Raw genomic sequence first — 20,823 nt, forward strand, 5'->3', positions numbered from 1 at the left:
GCTCACACTTTGCAGGCATGACCCCACCGAAAATACGCCAATCAAAACACCATAATTTCTATATATTTCATATAATTAAATCTCTTTATATCACTTTTAATATAACTTAATTCGCCATTTGACCTGTCAGTGCTTTCTCGCTAAGTTGGGAGTCCGCTGGAAGCAATCTCGACGGGTGAGCAACTCGTCATATTTATGCAGTAATTGAAGACTCCCTCATTAAAACAAGTCAACCACCACTTGTGAGCACCATCACGAGAGGCCTTTGACGGAGATGCCCGGGCATTCAACGCACCGCAAGAGTGCGCGAAAATGCGAGCAATCTCTGTCTATAGTGCCCTCGCGGTTGGTGTGAGAGTCTCGCAGAGCCTGGGGGGTTCACGATATGTTGTACGATAAATCCCAAGAGAGGGACAACTGTGGTTTCGGCCTGATCGCCCATATTGAAGGCGAACCTAGCCATAAGGTCGTGCGTACGGCAATCCACGCACTGGCCCGTATGCAACACCGTGGCGCGATCCTTGCTGACGGCAAGACCGGCGACGGCTGTGGCCTGCATTTACAGAAGCCGGACCGTTTCTTCCGCATGATCGCCGAAGAGCGCAGCTGGCGTCTGGCGAAGAACTATGCCGTCGGTATGCTATTCCTCAGCAAAGACGAAACAGAAGCGGCTGAAAGCCGCCGCATTGTTGAAGAAGAGCTGCAAAACGAGACGCTGTCCGTGGTGGGCTGGCGTGACGTTCCGACCAATCCGGATGTCCTCGGTGAAATCGCGCTTTCCTCCCTGCCCCGCATCGAACAAATTTTTGTCAACGCGCCTGCTGGCTGGCGTCCGCGTGATATGGAGCGACGCCTTTATATGGCGCGCCGCCGCATCGAGAAACGCGTTCAGGATAAAGACTTCTACGTGTGCAGTTTCTCCAACGTGGTCACTATCTATAAAGGCCTGTGTATGCCTGCGGATCTGCCACGCTTCTATTTAGACCTGGCCGACCTGCGTCTGGAATCGGCGATCTGCCTGTTCCACCAGCGTTTCTCGACCAACACCGTACCGCGCTGGCAGCTGGCTCAGCCTTTCCGTTATCTGGCCCACAACGGTGAAATCAACACCATCACCGGTAACCGCCAGTGGGCACGCGCCCGTGCGTACAAATTCAAAACGCCGTTGATCCCCGATCTTCAAGATGCTGCACCTTTCGTCAATGAAACCGGTTCGGACTCCAGCTCGCTCGATAACATGCTGGAACTGTTCCTGGCGGGCGGTATGGATCTGCTGCGCGCCATGCGTTTGCTGGTACCACCAGCCTGGCAGCAGAACCCGGATATGGACGACGATCTGCGCGCGTTCTTCGACTTTAACTCCATGCACATGGAACCGTGGGACGGCCCGGCCGGTATCGTGATGTCAGATGGCCGCTACGCCGCCTGTAACCTCGACCGTAACGGCCTGCGTCCTGCCCGCTACGTCATCACCAAAGACAAGCTGATCACCTGTGCGTCTGAAGTGGGTATCTGGGATTATCAGCCGGACGAAGTAGTCGAAAAAGGCCGCGTCGGGCCGGGCGAACTGATGGTGATCGACACCCGCAGCGGGAAGATCCACCACTCGGCGGAAACCGACAACGATCTGAAAGGTCGTCATCCGTATAAACAGTGGATGGAGAAAAACGTTCAGCGTCTGGTGCCGTTCGAAGATCTGCCGGAAGATCAGGTCGGCAGCCGCGAGCTGGACGACACTACGCTTGAAACCTTCCAGAAACAGTTCGGCTACAGCAGCGAAGAATTAGATCAAATCATCCGTGTACTCGGTGAGAATGGTCAGGAAGCCGTCGGCTCGATGGGCGATGACACGCCGTTTGCCGTACTCTCCAGCCGACCGCGTATCATTTATGACTACTTCCGCCAGCAGTTTGCGCAGGTGACCAACCCGCCAATCGATCCGCTGCGTGAAGCGCACGTCATGTCTCTGGCGACCAGCATTGGTCGCGAGATGAACGTGTTCTGCGAAGCCGAAGGTCAGGCACACCGTCTGAGCTTCAAATCGCCAATCCTGCTGTGGTCTGACTTTAAACAGCTCACCACGCTGGACAGTAAACACTATCGCGCTGAGACGCTTGATCTGACCTACGATCCGACCGAGCAAAATATGGAGCAGTTCGTCCAGAAACTCTGTGACGAAGGCGAAGAGAAAGTGCGTAACGGCGCGGTGCTGCTGGTGCTGTCGGACCGCAACATTTCCGCTAACCGCCTGCCGCTGCCTGCACCGATGGCCGTCGGTGCGCTGCAGCTGCGCCTGGTTGAGAAAAGCCTGCGCTGCGACGCCAACATTATTGTTGAAACTGCCAGCGCCCGCGATCCGCATCATTTCGCCGTGCTGATCGGCTTCGGTGCAACCGCCGTTTATCCATACCTGGCCTACGAAACGCTGGCCAAGCTGGTGGATTCGCAGGTTATCGAGAAGAAATACCGTGAAGTGATGCTGAACTACCGTAACGGCATCAACAAAGGTCTGTACAAGATCATGTCCAAAATGGGCATCTCCACCGTCGCCTCTTACCGTTGTTCCAAACTGTTTGAAGCCGTCGGTCTGGCGAAAGATCTCTGCAACACCTGCTTTAACGGCGTGGTCAGCCGTATCGGCGGTGCCGGTTACACTGATTTTGAACAGGATCTGCTGAACCTGTCCAAACGCGCGTGGCTGAAACGTAAAACGCTGGATCAGGGCGGATTGCTGAAATTCGTCCACGGCGGTGAATATCATTCTTACAACCCGGATGTGGTCACCACACTGCAAACCGCAGTAAACAGCGGTGATTACGACGACTATAAAAAATACGCCAAACTGGTTAACGAGCGTCCGGTCGCCACACTGCGCGACTTGCTGAAAGTGACACCGAAAGACCAGCCGATCCCGGTGGATCAGGTAGAGCCGGCGGAAGGCCTGTTCACCCGTTTCGATACCGCGGCGATGTCTATCGGTGCGTTAAGCCCGGAAGCGCATGAGTCTCTGGCCGAAGCGATGAACAGCATCGGCGGACGTTCAAACTCCGGCGAAGGCGGCGAAGATCCGGCGCGCTACGGCACCAATAAAGTGTCCCGTATCAAGCAGGTGGCTTCCGGCCGCTTCGGCGTGACACCGGCGTATCTGGTGAATGCTGACGTTATTCAGATCAAAGTAGCGCAGGGTGCAAAACCGGGCGAAGGCGGCCAGCTGCCGGGTGACAAAGTGACGCCATACATTGCGAAACTGCGTTATTCCGTGCCGGGCGTGACCCTGATTTCTCCACCGCCGCACCATGACATCTATTCCATCGAAGATCTGGCACAGCTGATCTTCGATCTGAAACAGGTCAACCCGAAAGCGATGATTTCGGTGAAACTGGTTTCTGAACCGGGGGTCGGCACCATCGCGGTCGGTGTGGCAAAAGCCTATGCCGATTTGATCACTATCGCAGGCTACGACGGCGGCACCGGCGCAAGCCCGCTGTCTTCGGTGAAATACGCCGGCTGTCCGTGGGAACTGGGTCTGGTGGAAACACAGCAGGCACTGGTGGCCAACGGCCTGCGTCACAAAATTCGTCTGCAAGTAGACGGCGGTCTGAAAACCGGCTTAGACATCATCAAAGCGGCCATTCTGGGCGCAGAGAGTTTCGGTTTTGGTACCGGCCCGATGGTCGCGCTGGGATGTAAATACCTGCGCATTTGCCACCTGAATAACTGCGCCACCGGCGTGGCAACGCAGGATGACAAACTGCGCCGCAACCATTATCACGGCCTGCCAGAGCGCGTAGTGAACTACTTCAAGTTCATCACGCAGGAAACCCGTGAAATCATGGCTGAGCTGGGCGTCAGCCAGTTGGTAGATCTGATCGGTCGTACCGATTTGCTTACCGAGCTGGACGGCTTCACCGCGAAGCAAAACAGTCTGGATCTCTCTGCGATGCTGGCGACCGCCACGCCGCATGAAGGCAAAGCGGTGTACTGCACCGAAGGTAACCCGGCCTTCGACAAAGGCCAGCTGAATAAAGACATTCTCGAGCAGGCGTCGCCGCATATCGATTCCAAGCAGAGCAAAGCGTTCTACTTCGATATTCGTAACACCGACCGTTCTGTCGGCGCGATGTTGTCCGGTGCGATTGCAGAGAAACATGGCGATCAGGGCATGGCGGCAGATCCGGTGCGTATTAACTTCAACGGCACCGCAGGCCAGAGCTTCGGCGTCTGGAACGCAGGCGGCGTGGACTTAATGCTGACCGGCGACGCGAATGACTACGTGGGTAAAGGCATGGCCGGTGGCCGTATCGCCATTCGCCCACCTATCGGTTCGGCGTTCCGCAGTCACGAAGCCAGCATCATCGGTAACACCTGTCTGTACGGTGCCACCGGCGGCAAGATGTTTGCGGCGGGTCGCGCAGGCGAACGTTTCGCGGTGCGTAACTCCGGAGCGATTACCGTGGTTGAAGGCATCGGCGACAACGGCTGTGAATATATGACCGGCGGTATCGTCTGTGTACTGGGTCGTACCGGCGTCAACTTTGGCGCAGGCATGACCGGCGGCTTCGCTTACGTGCTTGATGAAGATGGTGAATTCCGTAAACGCGTCAACCCTGAGCTGGTGGAAGTGCTGGAAGTGGCCGATCTGGCCATCCATGAAGAGCATCTGCGCGGTTTGATTATTGAACACGTACAATTGACCGCATCCGCCCGCGGTGAAGAGATTTTGGCAAACTGGCCTGAATGGGCACCGAAATTTGCCCTGGTTAAACCGAAGTCCAGTGATGTCAAAGCATTGTTGGGTCACCGTAGCCGTTCCGCAGCTGAGCTGCGGGTACAAGCGCAGTAAGAGGTTAAGATGAGTCAAAACGTTTATCAATTTGTCGACTTACAGCGTGTTGATCCGCCTAAGAAAGCGCTGAAGATCCGTAAAATTGAGTTTGTGGAAATTTACGAGCCGTTCTCAGCAACTCAGGCTGCATCGCAGGCAGACCGCTGTCTGTCCTGTGGTAACCCTTATTGCGAATGGAAATGTCCGGTACACAACTACATTCCAAACTGGCTGAAGCTGGCAAACGAAGGTCGCATCATGGAAGCCGCCGACCTCGCGCACCAGACCAACAGCCTGCCGGAAGTTTGCGGGCGCGTCTGCCCGCAGGATCGTCTGTGCGAAGGTTCCTGCACCCTGAACGATGAGTTTGGCGCGGTGACCATCGGTAACATCGAACGCTACATCAGCGACAAAGCCATCGAAATGGGCTGGCGTCCTGATATGTCTCACGTTCATCCGACGGGTAAACGTGTGGCTATCATCGGCGCAGGGCCGGCTGGCCTGGCCTGTGCCGACGTACTGACCCGTAACGGCGTCAAAGCAGTGGTCTATGACCGTCATCCGGAAATCGGCGGCCTGCTGACCTTCGGTATTCCGGCCTTCAAGCTGGAAAAATCGGTCATGACCAAGCGTCGTGAAATCTTCACGGAGATGGGTATCGAGTTCCAACTCAATACGGAAGTCGGTAAAGACATCACCATTGATGCACTGCTGGCGGAATACGATTCTGTCTTCCTCGGCGTGGGGACTTATCAGTCCATGCGCGGCGGTCTGGCGAACGAAGATGCACCCGGCGTGTATGATGCCCTGCCGTTCCTCATCGCCAATACCAAACAGCTGATGGGTTACGACGACAGTCAGGAAGAACCTTACGTCACTATGGACAAGAAACGCGTGGTGGTGCTGGGCGGTGGTGATACAGCGATGGACTGCGTACGTACGTCAATCCGTCAGGGTGCGACTCACGTGACCTGTGCGTACCGTCGTGATGAAGAGAACATGCCGGGCTCACGCCGCGAAGTGAAGAACGCGCGTGAAGAAGGCGTGGAATTCAAGTTCAACCTGCAACCTCTGAGCATTGAACTGAATGACTCTGGCCGGGTCTGCGGCGTACGCATGGCGCGTACCGAACTGGGTGCACCGGATGCACATGGCCGTCGCCGCGCTGAGATTGTTGCCGGTTCCGAGCATGTGATGGAAGCAGACGCCGTGGTCATGGCCTTCGGTTTCCGTCCTCACAAAATGGAATGGCTGGCTGCACACGACGTCGAACTGGATACTCAGGGGCGCATCCTGGCACCGGAAGGCAGCGATAACGCTTTCCAGACCAGCAATCCGAAAATCTTCGCCGGTGGCGATGCGGTTCGCGGTTCTGATCTGGTGGTCACGGCGATTGCCGAAGGTCGTAAAGCGGCTGAAGGGATTATGAATTTCCTCGAGGTCTGATCTACCAGGTCATAAATAAAAAAGGGGCTGCCAGCGATGACAGCCCCTTTTTTTAAGCGTAATCAAGCTAAAACGTCATTTCCCGCGCCAGCAAAGCCGCTCCCCGCAAACCCGCGTCATGCTGATGTTTCGCTCCGGAGAGTGGCACGCGACACACCTCAGGCTCTTCATCAAGACAGGTTTTCACCTGCCTTAAATAACCTTCTGCCAGACCAATACTTCCGCCAACAATTACACACTGGCAATCCGTCACCACTTTGATATCGGCAATCAGACGTGCCAGCACTCGGGCCGAACGCAAGATCAGTGATTGTGCGTGCAAATTTCCCACAGTCGCGTGGGCAAAAATCTGTTTTGCGGTGCTACCGGCTAAATCGCCTCGTGCTGCGCTGGCAATTCCACGCCCAGAGGCCATCACCTCCACGCACCCCGTCCGGCCGCAACCACAGCGCGGCCCCTCGGGATCGGCCAGCGTATGGCCAAAATGTCCCGCCAACCCTTCGGTGCCTGTCAGCAACTTTCCATTACTGACAATTCCGCCGCCTACGCCGGTCGAGACAGTGAGAAAAACCATATCCCGGATATCCGTTGTAAGTGAATGATACTCGGCCCAGGTGGCGGCCTGAGCGTCATTTATCGCTATGCAGGGAAGTTGGGTCATACGGGAAATCGCCTCCACCAGCGGAAAATGGCTGAGGCCGCCGAGGTTATCCGGATTCAGCGCCGTCAGAACACCCTGCTTAATGATGCCGGTAGAAGCGACTGCGACTCGTTGTGCCTGTGAAACCAGCGGTGCAATCAGTTCAGCCAGTGCAGCATACAAAGCATCCGCTGTCCGGCTGGCGGGTGTGGGGATTTCCCGACGCCGGGTGAGATGCAAGTCGCTGTCTGCTAACGCAGCCGCAAGTTTAGTGCCACCGATATCAATCACCAGCGTTGTCATGGGGGAACCCTCGCAAATTCAGTTTCTGATCAACCCGGTTTTTGTATTTGCCGGCTTCACTTTCACTGCGCCGCTGAAAGGTTGGCCATCAATCGCATCGTGCGTGCGTAATGCTTCCGGATGGATCCAGCGCTGAATGCGTGAGGGCATATCCAGCCCGATAAGCAGGATCACCACAAAGGTCAGCCCGAAGGACAGTGATGCCAGCGCAGTACCGAGATCCAAACGCTGTGCAATTGTCACCCCAATCACCGGTGCCAGAGCGCCACCCAGCGCGCCGACGTTATAGGTAAAGCCCAGCCCTGCTGCGCGCTGTTCAGTATCGAAATACCCCCCGATGAGCTTAGGCAGAATGCCCGAGATGCCCTGCCCCAGCATTTGTTGCAGGAACAACAGGGATCCCAATACCCATATATTTCCGCCGCCAATGGCAAATACCGGAATGATCAATATCTGAGAGGCCAACAGGCTGTACACATAGGCTTTACGCGTTCCCAGCCAGTCGCCGAGAAAACCGCCCACGCAGCAACCTACCGCTGCACCAAAACCACTGAAGAACAGCACATGAGCCACCAGCGTTGGCGAATAGGCCAGTTCGGTTTTTAAGTATGTCGGTAATAGCGCCTGAATCGGCCATGAGTACAGAAAGGCAAAGAAGACGACAACCATCAGCGATACGCCCGTCGGCCAGCGTTTGCCGCTGCCCTGCACCATAAAGCTGACGAAAATTGTCGCACACATGAGACCCAGTATCGTAATCACTACCGCACTGCCCACGTTGCCAGCGAAACAGAAATACAACGCGATGGCCGCGACCATCGTCATACCCACGTTGATGACTCTATGCTTGCCGCGATAGAGAATATCGACCATGGTTTTGGCCGGTTTCTTATGAGCGAACTTCACCTTCCAGTCTTCTGCTTCCGGTATATTTTTACGCAGCCAGAGAGCGAAAATAATCGGTAAGATGCCGATGAAGAACAACGCGCGCCACCCCCAGACGGGCACCACCACGCTGTATACCTGTGCGGCAATCACAGCGCCCACCGAGAACCCGGATATCAGAAACCCGCTCGCTTTGTTGCGCAAATGTCTCGGCCAGCTTTCAATGACGTATGTGGCACTCGAACCGTATTCGCCTGCCATGCCTATACCGATAATCAGACGGGCGAAAAACATCACCGTGAAACCAGGCGCGAATCCGCAGGCCAATGTCCCGATAGAGAACAGCACGATACTGGTGATCATCGCCAGCTTCCTGCCGTAACGATCGCCCATTGCGCCGAGCAATAATCCACCGAACCAGCGGGATATAAACGCTGCCGAAATCAGACTCGCCGCCTGTACGCCCGTCAGGTCGAACTCGCTTTTAATTTCTGTCAGCACTAATGCGATCAGGACAAAATCAAAACCATCCAAAAGGTAGCCAATCCATGCGGCCGAAAATGCTTTCCATTGCGGTTTAGTCAAAAGGCGAAACCATGAGATCTGTCGGGCATTGTTACGCATAAATCACCCCCGGGACGGATTAGTATTAACCCGCCCTTTGGTTAGGACTGATAGAGTATTGTTGATTCCGGAAAAACCGGCATCAGGGAGCAGGGATCAGAACGCGGTACGTTCTGCCTGAAGCTTCGCGGCCAGTGCCTTAAGCGCTGGCAGATATTGTTCATCCACCGGCGCAAAAGGTTTGCGACACAGCGGCTCGGCAACGACATCCATATAATGCAAAATCGTTTTCAGCCCGCGGAAGACACCCGCTTTAATCAGCAGATCGATGACCTTGTTGCACTCACTTTGCAGATGCATTGCGCGTCCCACATCCCCTTCCTGCACTGCTTGTTTGATAGCCATGTATCGCCAGCCCATCACGTTGTATGTGCTGCCAATTCCGCCATCCGCCCCCGCCAGCAGGCCGGAAGCAAAGATTTCGTCATAACCGTTATAGAGAACTAAATCCGGATGCGCACGGCGGATTTTTTCCATTTCATACAAATCACCGGAGGTTTGTTTGAGCGCACCAACGCCGGGCAGTGTGATTAGCGTATCAATCTGTTGCAATGTCAGTTTCACGCCGCTCAGAGCGGGAATGTTGTAGACCACCATAGGCAAGCCTTCAGCAGAATCCGTCACGGCACGGTAGTGATCGCAATGTTCATTGAAGCTGAAAGGGTAGTAAAAAGGCGTGACTGCGGAGACGGCATCAAAGCCGTAACGGCAGGCGGCAGCTGCCAGCATCTGACTTTCACGGGTGCTGATTGCACCGACATGGGCGATTAGTGTCACCTTCCCTTTTGCTTCCTCCGCCACGATTTCCAGCACCTGTTCGCGTTCCTGCGGGCTTTGAAGAAAAGCTTCGCCAGTGGAGCCGCCGACATACAGGCCATCGATCCCCTGTTCGATATTGAAACGCACCAGACGGCGCAGGCTGTCGGTATCTACTTGCTGTTGCTGATTAAAAGGAGTGAGCAATGCCGGCATCACGCCCCGCAGATTCTGTTTCATAAACGCCTCTTGGTTGTTGGTTTGCAGTCATATCGATATACCTTTATACCTGTTATACCAGACCAAAAAACAAACACAACACAACTGAAGGCTCAGGATGTGATCTCTGCCATATGAAATAATTATGGTTGATCAGCGATGATCAAAAAGAATGCGGGGAAGATCTCAGTTCAGGCCGGTTTTTTTTTCAAACCCTGCTTACGCGGTGCCGCGTAATAGGCCGCAAATACGCTTTTAAGATGGGCTTTCAGTGCAGCATCCGCGGCATCAGGATCACGCGAACGGATGGCGTTAAAGATTTCGATGTGCTGCTGATAGCTGACATTATTATGCGCATGCAATTCTTCCTGCGGTACGGCAGGACGCGCCGCTATCAACCAGTCCAGCAAGGCAACATGAACGACCATGAAGATCGGATTGGCCGGAATTTCAGCCAGTTCGCGATGAAACTCGATATCCGAGCGAATGAAAAGCTCGTTGTCATCAAGCGACTGGCTATTCATTTCCAGCGCTTGACCCAGACGCTGAATCTGCTCATCGGTGGCAAACTCGGCGGCATAACGCACCAGGCTGGATTCGAAAAACATCCTCAGTTGTTCGAAATGAGCGATACCTTCAGGACGCGCCAGAAAGTCTGTCGCCACGCCGGACAGTTCACTGATAATGGTTTCCGCCGAAGGACGGGAAACACGGGCGCGTTCACCGTTGCTGATCTGCACCAGTCCTTTGCGTTTAAGCGCAGCCAGTGCTTCACGCACGGAGGGACGGCCAACATTGAAAAAGGTCATCAGCTCACGTTCTGACGGCAGTTGTTCACCTTCAGCAAACTCGCGCCTGCGGATCATCTGCTCCAGCTCTTCTTCCACCATCTCTGAAAGCTTCTTGCGCGCGAGCGGACGGCGGCGCATTGCAAGCCCGAAGGTGTCACTGGATTCTGCCGGTTGTTCGTCGAATGTGCTCATAGCGTCGGGATCAGACCATTATTAATGGGACGTTTGCGAATGACTTTTTGAATGATAACACAGCAAATCTGCACTGGCGAAAGGAGAGCCCGGTGGGGTCTGAGCAATAAAAAACCCCGCGTTTTCACGCGGGGTTTCAGTCTGGCCAGAGGGCAAACCAGAATCAATCTGACGAACGATTACTTCACGACGCGTAATGCCGGGCGACCACCGCGTGGCGGCGTTGGCGGCTCGTCATCCGGGCCTTCTTCAGACACATCAGGCAAATCACCGTCAATGACTGACATGGTCGGCTCTGAGGTCTCATCGTTGCTCAGGTTATCCGCGAAGGCACCTTCAGCTTCGTAAGCAGGCTCAGGCTCGAACATGGTACCGGCACCGTTTTCACGGGCGTAAATCGCCAGTACGGCAGCGATCGGCACAAATACGTTACGCGGCACACCGCCAAAACGGGCGTTGAAACGTACATCGTCATTACCCAGTTCAAGGTTACCGACAGCGCGAGGTGCCACGTTCAGAACAATTTGTCCGTCACGTGCAAACTCCATCGGAACCATGACGCCGGGCATCGTCACATCAACCACCAGGTGCGGGGTGAGCTGGTTATCGAGCAACCACTCATAAAAGGCCCGCAACAGGTAAGGCCGGCGCGGAGACATGTCGTTCATCTCCATACCTTAACCCCGTGTGTGCAAACGCATTTCGCGCTCGGGTTCGGTCAGGGAGGCCAGGAATGCATCACGTTCGAAGACGCGCGTCATATAGCCTTTCAGCTCTTTAGAACCGGTGCCGGACAACTCAATGCCCATCTCTGGCAAACGCCATAACAGCGGAGCCAGATAGCAATCGACCAGGCTGAACTCTTCGCTCTTGAAGTAAGGCATGTAAGAGAAGATCGGTGCGATGGCCAGCAGTTCTTCGCGCAGTTGCTTACGCGCTGCGTCGGCTTCGGCGGCGGTGCCGTTTTCAATCTGACGCATCAGAGAGTACCAGTCGTTTTCGATGCGGTGCATCATCAGACGGCTCTCGCCACGCGCTACCGGATAGACCGGCATCAGTGGTGGATGCGGGAAACGCTCATCAAGATATTCCATGATGATGCGGGATTCGAACAGCGTCAGCTCACGATCGACCAGCGTAGGTACGGTGCGATAAGGGTTGAGGTCAATAAGATCCTGCGGCAGGTGATCCATCTCAACCTGCTCAATCTCGACACTGACACCTTTTTCGGCCAGTACGATACGTACCTGATGGCTAAAAATGTCGGTCGGGCCGGAAAACAGCGTCATTACCGAACGTTTGTTGGCAGCGACAGCCATGAAAACCTCCAAGTTATCTAGAATTATACAGCGAATAGCCAACTGTCAGGCTGCTATCCTGAACAATCATTTTATCGCCAGCCTGCAGTTTTTGTTCCGTAGTTTCATAGACAACCGTTGGCAAGGCGAACCCAGCCAGGAAGCGCGGCAACGTCAACTGCTCGGCGAATAGGCACAAAAGTGTGTGATAGTTTACCAGATTTTACGCGTGCTGTGGGGACGGCGAGATGAATTCGTGGTGAATTGTGTATCTGAAAATCATTTCAGCCTGTTTTTTGCAAGCCCTGGCGGAATGACAGGCATAAAAAAACCCGGTGTGGCACCGGGTTTTTGACGTTGATTTTCGTGCCGTAGCACTGTGCTGCATAAGCAGCAGAAAATTAACGCTTGGAGAACTGAGGACGACGACGTGCTTTACGCAGACCGACTTTCTTACGTTCAACCTGACGAGCATCGCGAGTAACGAAGCCTGCTTTACGCAGTTCGCCACGCAGATTTTCGTCATATTCCATCAGTGCACGGGTGATACCGTGACGGATAGCGCCAGCCTGACCAGAGATACCACCACCTTTAACAGTGATGTACAGGTCAAATTTAGTAACCATGTCGACCAGTTCCAGAGGTTGACGAACTACCATGCGGGCAGTTTCACGACCAAAGTACTGTTCCAGGCTACGCTGGTTGATTACGATGTTACCACTACCCGGTTTGATGAAAACACGAGCGGCGGAGCTTTTGCGGCGACCAGTGCCGTAGTATTGATTTTCAGCCATTGCCTATAATCCCGAATTAAATGTCAAGAACTTGCGGTTGTTGCGCCGCATGAGTGTGCTCGTTACCCGCGTAAACTTTCATTTTACGGTACATTGCACGACCCAACGGGCCCTTTGGCAACATGCCTTTAACCGCGAGCTCGATCACGCGTTCAGGACGGCGAGCGATCATCTCTTCAAAGGTCGCTTGCTTGATACCACCGATGTGGCCGGTGTGATGGTAATAGATCTTGTCGTTACGCTTGTTGCCGGTTACAGCAACTTTTTCTGCGTTCAGAACGATGATGTAATCACCAGTATCAACGTGCGGAGTGTATTCCGCTTTATGTTTGCCACGCAGACGGCGGGCCAGTTCAGTGGCCAGGCGACCTAAGGTCTTGCCGGTAGCGTCAACTACGAACCAGTCACGTTGTACGGTTTCCGGTTTAGCTGTAAAAGTTTTCATTAAAAGCTTACCCAATTAAAGTTACACGTTGGCGAACACCCGAACGCTTACTTGTTTATAAAATAAGTATTTGAGGTTCACACGACCATCGTCCAGCAAACCTACCCCTTCGAATAGCCAATGCTGGCACTTATAAAGTTTCGGGAAAAAAACTTTGTAGTAACGTGGGGTCGCAAGATTATAGAGAAGTCTCCCGCAAAGAGCGAACCCTTTTTGACGAAAAATCATAAATCCCTGAAGTCAGTGTAACGGCCACCCTTGCACGATGCACTGTTTCTTTTTTATACGATTTATCGCCTGCCTTTTAGTCAACAAGATCAAGGCAGATGCGGCAGTTTCAGGTATTCCTCGCTCTGCATCTCCTGCAGGCGCGAAAGGCATCGCTGATATTCGAACTTCAGCCGCTCGCCCTGATAAATTTCAAACATCGGCACCGCAGCAGAGATAACCAGCTTCACATGACGTTCATAGAACTCATCCACCAGCGCCAGAAAACGTCGCGCTGCATTCTCGCTGTCCGCGCCCATCACCGGCACATTGTGCAGTAACACGCTGTGATAGATTTTTGAAAGAGCGATGTAGTCGAGTTGGCTGCGCGCTTCCTCGCACAAAGTATGAAACTCTACCGCCAGCACGCCGTCGACAGCGGCGATCGCCTGCATCGGGCGGTGATTCACTTCCAGCACCGGTTTTGTCTCGGCTGAGCCGCTGTGATTGCCGGTCAGCTTGCCCAGCATTGAATGCATCGCGTCAGTGGTCTCTTCCCCGGCCGGTGACAGCCAAAGATTCGCCTGCGTCAGCGTACGCAGACGGTAATCAATGCCCGCATCGACATTCAGCACATCGCAGTATTCTTTAATCAGATCGATTGCCGGCAGGAAGCGCGCGCGTTGCAGTCCGTTGCGGTACAGCAGATCCGGCGGAATGTTAGACGTGGCGATAAGGGTGATACCACGGGCAAACAGCGCCTGTAACAGCGTAGCCAGGAGCATGGCATCGGTGATATCCGAGACAAAGAACTCGTCAAAACACAGCACGTCGGTTTCAGCCTTAAAGCGATCGGCGATCACTTCGAGCGGATCCTCCTGCCCCTGCAACTGCGTCAGTTCTTCATGAACGCGCAGCATGAAACGGTGGAAGTGCAGGCGCAATTTGCGCTCACCCGGCAGACTATGGAAAAACAAATCCATCAGCCAGGTCTTGCCTCGCCCTACTCCGCCCCACATATATAAACCCTGAACCGGACGTTGCGCAGTCTTTACCGGGGCTTTGCCGAACAGGCGCCCCAACAGGCCACCACGGCTGGCAGGCTGAGCGGCAGGTGCACAGAGGGCACTGAGTGCCTGATAAATGGCATCAAGCTGGACCACAGCCTGCTTCTGAACGGCGTCCGGCTGGAACTCTCCGGCATCAACAGCGTTCTGATAAAGGATAAGAGGTGATTTGGGTTGCATGTTAGTTAACGTCCCTGAGAAAAAATTTTAATGTTTTTCACGTCGTTTAGCCGCTTTTTTGCCGTCGGTTCGCTGCTTTTCCCCTCAGTCTGTGCGCGAAAAAGGCACCGGACTGCGGTGATTGTGACGGCAGGATTCCACACAGACAAGGTTAACGGTTATAGTGGAGCTATTGCATGACGAATGCGTGTGACAATAACGTTAAAACCATTGTGTAAAAAAGTTAAGTCATAAAAGTTACGTGAAAAAGCCCTGCGGGACAACGAAGTCAAAATAGGAGTCATTATGACCTGGGAGTATGCACTCATTGGATTAGTGGTCGGTATCGCGATTGGTGCGGTGGCGATGCGCTTTGGCAATCGTCAATTACGCGATCAGCAAGTGATGAAAAATGAGCTGGAGAAAAGCAAAGCAGAACTCGACGAATATCGTCAGGAACTGACAGGCCACTTTGCGCGCAGCGCAGAACTGCTCGATAACATGGCGACGGATTACCGTCAGCTTTATCAGCACATGGCAAAAAGCTCTAACAACCTGCTGCCGGACATGCCTGCGCAGGATAATCCGTTCAACTACCGTCTGACAGGTTCTGAAGCCGATAACGATCAGGCACCAGTTCAGATGCCACGCGATTACTCTGATGGTGCATCGGGTCTGCTGCGCGGCGAGCGTCCTGTACGCAAATAACCAACGCAACATTGCCCGGCATCGCTGTTCATCGACGCCGGGACAACCACGGTGCATGCCCTGCGCATGCACCGTCTCCAGACCTGCCCCTTCCCGTGCTGTGAATCATCGTTCGATTGTCGATAAAAGACGCCCATTACAGAAAGCGAGAGAGTTATCCTGATGAAGAAAAAGTCTTTTTTGCTCAGTGTGTTAGCTGTTAGCCTCGGATTAACCTTCGCTTCTGCGCCGATGGCAACTGCTGCTTTGCCGATGGCCGTTCAAGGGCAACCGCTGCCCAGTCTGGCGCCGATGCTTGAAAAAGTATTGCCCGCCGTGGTGGGCGTTCAGGTTTCTGGCACACAGCCGCCAAGCACGGACGTACCTCCTGAATTCAAATTTTTCTTTGGTCAGCAAGACCCGGAACCTAATCAGGGCGCTCAGCCGTTCGAAGGACTGGGTTCCGGCGTCATCATTGATGCTGCCAAAGGCTATGTCCTCACCAACAACCATGTGGTGAACAATGCCGACAAAATTACCGTTCAGCTTAACGATGGGCGCGAATACAAAGCTAAACTGATTGGTAAAGACGACCAGTCGGACATTGCAGTGATCCAGCTGATTGACGCGAAAAACCTGACGCAAATCGCGATGGCCGATTCCGATGCCTTGCAGGTTGGCGATTTCGCCATCGCGGTAGGGAATCCGTTCGGACTGGGGCAGACCGTCACATCAGGGATTGTTTCTGCACTTGGACGCAGCGGGCTGAATCTCGAAGGGCTGGAAAACTTTATCCAGACCGATGCTTCCATTAACCGTGGCAACTCTGGTGGCGCACTGCTGAATCTGAAAGGCGAACTTATCGGGATCAACACCGCGATCATCTCGTCTCAGGGCGGCAGCGTTGGGATTGGTTTTGCGATCCCGGTAAACATGGCGAAAAACCTTAGCCACCAGCTGATTGAGTTTGGCGAAGTCAAACGCGGCCTGCTCGGGATCCGCGGCAGCGAAATGACGCCGGAACTGGCACAGGCGTTTAAACTGGACAGTCAGCGCGGCGCGTTCGTCAATGAAGTGCTGCCAGACTCGGCGGCTGCCAAAGCGGGAATCAAATCCGGCGACGTATTAATTACGTTGCAGGGCAAAACCCTCAGCAGCTTTGCAGAGTTGCGCGCCAAAGTCGGCACCGCCGGGCCAGGCGTGGTGATGCAGATTGGTTTACTGCGCGAAGGCAAACCGATGACCGTCAATGTCACGCTGGCGCAAAGCCCGGCGGTGGAAGTGAGCATCGAGAAGATCAATCCGGCCTTGCAAGGCGTCACGCTCAGTGATGTTGATGCAAAAACGGCGAAAGGCGTGAAGGTCGATGACGTCAAAAAAGGCACACCGGCTGAACAGGTGGGTCTGGAGAAAGACGATGTGATCATCGGCGTAAACCGTGAGCCGATCGACAATCTGGCGGCGTTCCGCAAAATCCTCGAAACCAAACCGGACCTGATCGCCCTGAGCATTGTGCGCAAAGGGCAAAATATGTACCTGCTGATGCCGTAAAGGGTTGAAAATCGGACGCAGATGCTGCTGCGTCCGATTAACTCGTGCTATTCTTCAGTCACTTTTCATCTCGCACCCCATAAACTCATGTTTGTTAAGCTATTGAGATCCGCTGTTATTGGTCTGATTGTTGCCGGCATTTTGCTGGCGGCGGTGCCTATGCTGCGTAAAAAGATCACGGAACCGTTGTTCGAACGCAATTTCACCCAAACCAGCGAAGAACCGGTTAGCTATAACTCGGGTGTACGCCGCGCCGCGCCGGCGGTAGTGAATGTATACAACCGCAACATGGGCAACAGCTCGCAAAACGAATTACAGATCCGCACGCTGGGTTCTGGCGTGATCATGAATGACAATGGCTATATTCTCACCAACAAACATGTGATCAACAATGCTGACCAGATTATTGTCGCGTTGCAGGATGGTCGGGTATTCGAAGCGCTGCTGGTCGGCTCCGACAGCCTGACAGATCTGGCCGTGCTGAAAATTAACGCCGGGAATTTGCCGGTCATCCCGATTAATCCCAACCGTAATCCGCACGTTGGCGACATCGTGATGGCGATCGGCAACCCGTACAATCTCGGGCAGACGGTGACACAGGGTATTATCAGCGCCACAGGCCGTATCGGCCTCAGCCCGTCCGGCCGTCAGAACTTCCTGCAAACCGATGCTTCGATAAACCAGGGTAACTCCGGCGGCGCGCTGGTCAATTCGCTCGGCGAGCTGGTGGGTATCAATACACTATCCTTTGACCAGAGCAACGACGGCGCGACACCGGAAGGTATCGGCTTTGCCATCCCTACCGCGCTGGCGACTAAAGTGATGGGTAAACTGATCCGCGATGGCCGCGTTATTCGTGGTTATATCGGGATCAGCGGCCGCGAAGTTTCGCCACTTCACGGACCGAACAGCGGGCTGGATCGCATTCAGGGTATCGTGGTGAACGAAGTGACCGCTAACGGCCCGGCGGCTAATGCGGGTATGCGGGTCAGCGACGTCATTGTTAACGTGAATAACAAACCGGCAGTTTCCGCTATCGAAACGATGGATCAGGTCGCAGAAGTGCGCCCCGGCACCGTCATTCCGGTGGAAATCATGCGCAACGGCGACAAGCTGACATTGCAGGTCACCGTGCAGGAATATCCTGCCCACTGACCCTAAACTGCATAAACGAAAAAGCCGGAAAGGTTTCCCCTTCCGGCTTTTTTATTGCGTCAGGCTTAAGAATTACTCGCCTTTAAAACGCTCAATTTTCGCACCCAGCTGACGCAGTTTATCTTCGATACGCTCATAGCCACGATCGATATGATAAATACGATCAACGACGGTGACGCCTTCTGCGATACAACCCGCCAGAACCAGGCTGGCTGATGCGCGTAAATCGGTCGCCATCACCTGTGCGCCAGACAGTTTTTCAACGCCATGACAGATAAGCGTGCTGCCTTCGATTTCCGCATGAGCACCCATACGGATGAGCTCAGGGATATGCATGAAGCGGTTTTCGAAGATGGTTTCGGTGATAACACCGGTACCTTCTGCCACCAGATTCAGCAGGCTGAACTGCGCCTGCATATCGGTCGGGAAACCAGGGTGAGGCGCAGTGCGGAAGGTGACCGCTTTAGCACGTTTGCCGTGCATATCCAGGCTGACCCAGTCTTCTCCCACTTCAACGTCGCCGCCCGCTTCACGCAGTTTTGCCAGAACGGCATCCAGCGTATCAGGGCGCGCTTCGCGGCAGGTGACTTTGCCGCCAGAAATAGCCGCAGCCACCAGGAAAGTCCCGGTTTCGATACGGTCAGGAACCACACGATATACACCGCCACCCAGACGAGCTACGCCTTCGATGGTAATTTTATCGGTGCCTGCACCGGTGATTTTTGCACCCAGCGTGTTGAGGAAGTTGGCGGTATCGACAATTTCCGGCTCGCGCGCGGCGTTTTCAATGATGGTGGTGCCTTCGGCAAGCGTAGCAGCACTCATGATAGTGACCGTCGCGCCCACGCTGACTTTATCCATCACGATGTGCGCACCTTTCAGGCGACCATCCACAGAGGCTTTAACGTAACCCTCTTCCAGCACAATCGTCGCGCCCAGCTGTTCCAGACCGGAGATGTGCAGGTCAACAGGACGTGCGCCAATCGCACAACCGCCCGGCAGAGAAACCTGACCACGACCAAAACGAGCAACCAGCGGACCGAGCGCCCAGATTGAAGCACGCATGGTTTTCACCAGATCGTACGGCGCACAAAACTCATTCACACCGCTGGCATCCACGAACACAGAACCGTTGCGTTCAATTTTAGTGCCCAACTGACCAAGCAACTTGATGGTGGTATCAATGTCTTTCAGATGGGGAACGTTCTGAAGTTCAACCGGCTCCTCTGCGAGCAGTGCGGCAAACAAAATAGGAAGTGCTGCATTTTTTGCACCAGAGATAGTGACTTCGCCGTTTAAGCGCGTCCCACCCTGTACACGGAATTTATCCATTATGACTGCTCTCTTGTATGAGGTTTAAATAAGAGTCAAAGACGAGGAAGCTGCCGGAAGCCCGACAGTCTTATAACCCACTCAGTTTACGGTCACGCGCCCATTCTTCAGGGGTATACGCCTTGATAGACAGTGCGTGAATTCGATTGTCGGCGATGTATTCCATCAGCGGGGCGTAAACGGTCTGCTGTTTTTTCACGCGGCTCATGCCATCAAACATCGCACCAACGACAATGGCCTGAAAATGACTGCCATCGCCAGTAATGTGGGCTTCATCCAGTGCCAAGGCGTTCATCAGCACTTCTTTAATTTCATTCGTTTCCATAGGGATCTATTCTTCTGAAGGATCATAACAGCCCGGTATCTTATAGGGATCGGGGCAAATCTTAAACCACGAAAAAGCCCCTGAGGAAGAGTTTCGCACAGGGGCTTTGAGGTCTTTACGTTAGCAGTTCACGGCAGGTTCGCTAACTTACCGTAACCACTCACTATTCTTTATTCACTGACTGACCGCCGGAGCGGAGATGTCGGCTGGAATAATGTCCTGAAGGTTATACAGCGCGATCAGCGTTCTCAGCCGGTCGGTAGTCCCTTCAAGGGTCAGAGAGACGCCTTGCTGGCTGGCTTCCTGACGCAAATGCACCAGCAGCGCCAGACCGGAAGAGTCCACGCGTTCCAGCCCGGAGACATCCAGACGCGTGACGCCGGCCAGCAGCGATTTACGGGCATCCCAGACCGGCAACAGCGTTTCGCGATCCAGGCAGCCGTGCAACGTCAGCAGCGGCGGCTGGCATTCCCAGCGCAGGCCATCACTCATTTTTGATCCAGGGTAATCGGTTGTGCCGCAGCCTGTTTCAGACGTGCAGTCAGACCATCAATCCCTTTCTGACGCAGGATATCCGCCCATTCATTTTGCTTGGTGGAAATCATACTGACGCCTTCGGCAATCATGTCATACGCCTGCCACTCACCGGTGCGGCTGTTTTTACGCCACTGGAAATCCAGACGAACCGGAGGACGGCCATTTGGATCGGTGATGGTCACGCGGATGGCGATGATGTCTTTGTCGGCATAAGACTGTTCAGGCTGAACCTGATAGCTCTGACCGTTATACAGCGCCAGCGCCTGGCCATAAGCCTGCTGCAGGTAATCGCTGAACGCCGCGAAGTAGGCTTCACGCTGTGCCGGGGTAGCCTGCTGGTAATAGCGGCCTAACACCAGCGCACCGGCGTATTTGATTTGCACATACGGCAGAAGCTCGTCGCGCACGACCTGACGCAGATAGTTTGGATCCTGCTTAATTTTTGGCTGTTCGTTTTTAAGACGGGTGAAAGTCTTGTTCGCCGCTTCATTCATCACGCTGTACGGATTGGTTTTATCCACAGCGGCATTAGCCATCGGGGCCATCACCACCAGCAGCGCAGCAATTACTAAACGTTTAAACATT

The 20,823-nt window shown here is 54.1% G+C and carries 18 protein-coding genes; 5 read left to right on the forward strand and 13 right to left on the reverse strand.

Going from position 1 to position 20,823, the window contains the following annotated elements; genetic code table 11:
• Window positions 1–385: 385 nt before the first annotated feature.
• Window positions 386–4,843, forward strand: a complete 4,458-nt coding sequence (gltB, locus tag I2123_RS21325; RefSeq protein WP_112169236.1) for a glutamate synthase large subunit — start codon at window positions 386–388, stop codon at window positions 4,841–4,843.
• A 9-nt stretch (window positions 4,844–4,852) separates the two neighbouring features.
• Window positions 4,853–6,271, forward strand: coding sequence for a glutamate synthase small subunit (locus I2123_RS21330; RefSeq protein WP_112169234.1), 1,419 nt, complete (start codon window positions 4,853–4,855; stop codon window positions 6,269–6,271).
• Window positions 6,272–6,338: 67 nt separating this feature from the next.
• On the opposite strand, the gene nanK is transcribed toward I2123_RS21330, so the two are convergent.
• The 9 genes from nanK to zapE all read right to left on the reverse strand — a co-directional run bounded on the left by nanK (window position 6,339) and on the right by zapE (window position 14,672).
• Window positions 6,339–7,214, reverse strand: a complete 876-nt coding sequence (nanK, locus tag I2123_RS21335; RefSeq protein ID WP_213051475.1) for an N-acetylmannosamine kinase — start codon at window positions 7,212–7,214, stop codon at window positions 6,339–6,341.
• Between the two features lie 18 nt (window positions 7,215–7,232).
• Complete coding sequence (locus I2123_RS21340; protein WP_213051476.1) at window positions 7,233–8,723, reverse strand: MFS transporter; 1,491 nt, start codon at window positions 8,721–8,723, stop codon at window positions 7,233–7,235.
• A gap of 96 nt (window positions 8,724–8,819) precedes the next feature.
• Window positions 8,820–9,719, reverse strand: a complete 900-nt coding sequence (nanA, locus tag I2123_RS21345) for an N-acetylneuraminate lyase (protein ID WP_213051477.1) — start codon at window positions 9,717–9,719, stop codon at window positions 8,820–8,822.
• A 170-nt stretch (window positions 9,720–9,889) separates the two neighbouring features.
• Window positions 9,890–10,681 (reverse strand): transcriptional regulator NanR, encoded by a 792-nt coding sequence (locus I2123_RS21350; protein ID WP_213051478.1) that lies wholly within the window; start codon window positions 10,679–10,681, stop codon window positions 9,890–9,892.
• Between the two features lie 179 nt (window positions 10,682–10,860).
• Complete coding sequence (sspB, locus tag I2123_RS21355; protein WP_112169224.1) at window positions 10,861–11,355, reverse strand: ClpXP protease specificity-enhancing factor; 495 nt, start codon at window positions 11,353–11,355, stop codon at window positions 10,861–10,863.
• Window positions 11,356–11,358: 3 nt separating this feature from the next.
• Window positions 11,359–12,000: a stringent starvation protein SspA gene (gene sspA, locus I2123_RS21360; RefSeq protein ID WP_112169222.1), complete on the reverse strand. Its 642-nt coding sequence runs from the start codon at window positions 11,998–12,000 to the stop codon at window positions 11,359–11,361.
• Window positions 12,001–12,380: 380 nt separating this feature from the next.
• Window positions 12,381–12,773 (reverse strand): 30S ribosomal protein S9, encoded by a 393-nt coding sequence (gene rpsI, locus I2123_RS21365; protein WP_056776311.1) that lies wholly within the window; start codon window positions 12,771–12,773, stop codon window positions 12,381–12,383.
• A gap of 16 nt (window positions 12,774–12,789) precedes the next feature.
• Window positions 12,790–13,218, reverse strand: a complete 429-nt coding sequence (gene rplM, locus I2123_RS21370) for a 50S ribosomal protein L13 (RefSeq protein ID WP_013577239.1) — start codon at window positions 13,216–13,218, stop codon at window positions 12,790–12,792.
• 317 nt (window positions 13,219–13,535) lie between these two features.
• Complete coding sequence (gene zapE, locus I2123_RS21375) at window positions 13,536–14,672, reverse strand: cell division protein ZapE (protein ID WP_213051479.1); 1,137 nt, start codon at window positions 14,670–14,672, stop codon at window positions 13,536–13,538.
• Window positions 14,673–14,957: 285 nt separating this feature from the next.
• Between zapE and zapG the strand changes: the two genes are divergently transcribed.
• From zapG to degS, 3 genes are all read left to right on the forward strand, one after another.
• Window positions 14,958–15,359 carry a Z-ring associated protein ZapG gene (zapG, locus tag I2123_RS21380; protein ID WP_112169216.1) on the forward strand — a complete coding sequence of 134 codons (402 nt, stop codon included), beginning with the start codon at window positions 14,958–14,960 and terminating at the stop codon, window positions 15,357–15,359.
• A 162-nt stretch (window positions 15,360–15,521) separates the two neighbouring features.
• A complete protein-coding gene (degQ, locus tag I2123_RS21385; RefSeq protein WP_213051480.1) occupies window positions 15,522–16,889 on the forward strand; it encodes a serine endoprotease DegQ in 1,368 nt (455 codons plus the stop codon).
• 87 nt (window positions 16,890–16,976) lie between these two features.
• On the forward strand, window positions 16,977–18,044 hold the full coding sequence (gene degS, locus I2123_RS21390) for an outer membrane-stress sensor serine endopeptidase DegS (protein ID WP_112169346.1): 1,068 nt from the start codon (window positions 16,977–16,979) through the stop codon (window positions 18,042–18,044).
• A 72-nt stretch (window positions 18,045–18,116) separates the two neighbouring features.
• On the opposite strand, the gene murA is transcribed toward degS, so the two are convergent.
• From murA to mlaC, 4 genes are all read right to left on the reverse strand, one after another.
• Window positions 18,117–19,376 (reverse strand): UDP-N-acetylglucosamine 1-carboxyvinyltransferase, encoded by a 1,260-nt coding sequence (gene murA / locus I2123_RS21395; protein ID WP_112169212.1) that lies wholly within the window; start codon window positions 19,374–19,376, stop codon window positions 18,117–18,119.
• A 70-nt stretch (window positions 19,377–19,446) separates the two neighbouring features.
• Window positions 19,447–19,701: a BolA family iron metabolism protein IbaG gene (ibaG, locus tag I2123_RS21400; protein WP_112169210.1), complete on the reverse strand. Its 255-nt coding sequence runs from the start codon at window positions 19,699–19,701 to the stop codon at window positions 19,447–19,449.
• 174 nt (window positions 19,702–19,875) lie between these two features.
• A complete protein-coding gene (gene mlaB, locus I2123_RS21405) occupies window positions 19,876–20,193 on the reverse strand; it encodes a lipid asymmetry maintenance protein MlaB (protein ID WP_112169209.1) in 318 nt (105 codons plus the stop codon).
• Window positions 20,190–20,822 (reverse strand): phospholipid-binding protein MlaC, encoded by a 633-nt coding sequence (mlaC, locus tag I2123_RS21410; RefSeq protein WP_112169207.1) that lies wholly within the window; start codon window positions 20,820–20,822, stop codon window positions 20,190–20,192. Before mlaC ends, mlaB begins: the two co-directional genes overlap by 4 nt.
• Window position 20,823: the final 1 nt, after the last annotated feature.

This window comes from Rahnella inusitata (genome assembly GCF_018288855.1).
GTDB classification, from domain to species: domain Bacteria; phylum Pseudomonadota; class Gammaproteobacteria; order Enterobacterales; family Enterobacteriaceae; genus Rahnella; species Rahnella inusitata.

Bases quoted from the DNA above. Each gene is read 5' to 3' on its own strand.
- I2123_RS21340 (WP_213051476.1), bottom strand. From the start codon at position 8,723: ATGCGTAACAATGCCCGACAGATCTCATGGTTTCGCCTTTTGACTAAA.
- I2123_RS21330 (WP_112169234.1), top strand. From the start codon at position 4,853: ATGAGTCAAAACGTTTATCAATTTGTCGACTTACAGCGTGTTGATCCG.
- zapG (WP_112169216.1), top strand. From the start codon at position 14,958: ATGACCTGGGAGTATGCACTCATTGGATTAGTGGTCGGTATCGCGATT.
- ibaG (WP_112169210.1), bottom strand. From the start codon at position 19,701: ATGGAAACGAATGAAATTAAAGAAGTGCTGATGAACGCCTTGGCACTG.
- nanA (WP_213051477.1), bottom strand. From the start codon at position 9,719: ATGAAACAGAATCTGCGGGGCGTGATGCCGGCATTGCTCACTCCTTTT.
- mlaC (WP_112169207.1), bottom strand. From the start codon at position 20,822: ATGTTTAAACGTTTAGTAATTGCTGCGCTGCTGGTGGTGATGGCCCCG.
- nanK (WP_213051475.1), bottom strand. From the start codon at position 7,214: ATGACAACGCTGGTGATTGATATCGGTGGCACTAAACTTGCGGCTGCG.
- degS (WP_112169346.1), top strand. From the start codon at position 16,977: ATGTTTGTTAAGCTATTGAGATCCGCTGTTATTGGTCTGATTGTTGCC.
- gltB (WP_112169236.1), top strand. From the start codon at position 386: ATGTTGTACGATAAATCCCAAGAGAGGGACAACTGTGGTTTCGGCCTG.
- I2123_RS21350 (WP_213051478.1), bottom strand. From the start codon at position 10,681: ATGAGCACATTCGACGAACAACCGGCAGAATCCAGTGACACCTTCGGG.
- rpsI (WP_056776311.1), bottom strand. From the start codon at position 12,773: ATGGCTGAAAATCAATACTACGGCACTGGTCGCCGCAAAAGCTCCGCC.
- zapE (WP_213051479.1), bottom strand. From the start codon at position 14,672: ATGCAACCCAAATCACCTCTTATCCTTTATCAGAACGCTGTTGATGCC.
- degQ (WP_213051480.1), top strand. From the start codon at position 15,522: ATGAAGAAAAAGTCTTTTTTGCTCAGTGTGTTAGCTGTTAGCCTCGGA.
- rplM (WP_013577239.1), bottom strand. From the start codon at position 13,218: ATGAAAACTTTTACAGCTAAACCGGAAACCGTACAACGTGACTGGTTC.
- murA (WP_112169212.1), bottom strand. From the start codon at position 19,376: ATGGATAAATTCCGTGTACAGGGTGGGACGCGCTTAAACGGCGAAGTC.
- sspB (WP_112169224.1), bottom strand. From the start codon at position 11,355: ATGGAGATGAACGACATGTCTCCGCGCCGGCCTTACCTGTTGCGGGCC.
- sspA (WP_112169222.1), bottom strand. From the start codon at position 12,000: ATGGCTGTCGCTGCCAACAAACGTTCGGTAATGACGCTGTTTTCCGGC.
- mlaB (WP_112169209.1), bottom strand. From the start codon at position 20,193: ATGAGTGATGGCCTGCGCTGGGAATGCCAGCCGCCGCTGCTGACGTTG.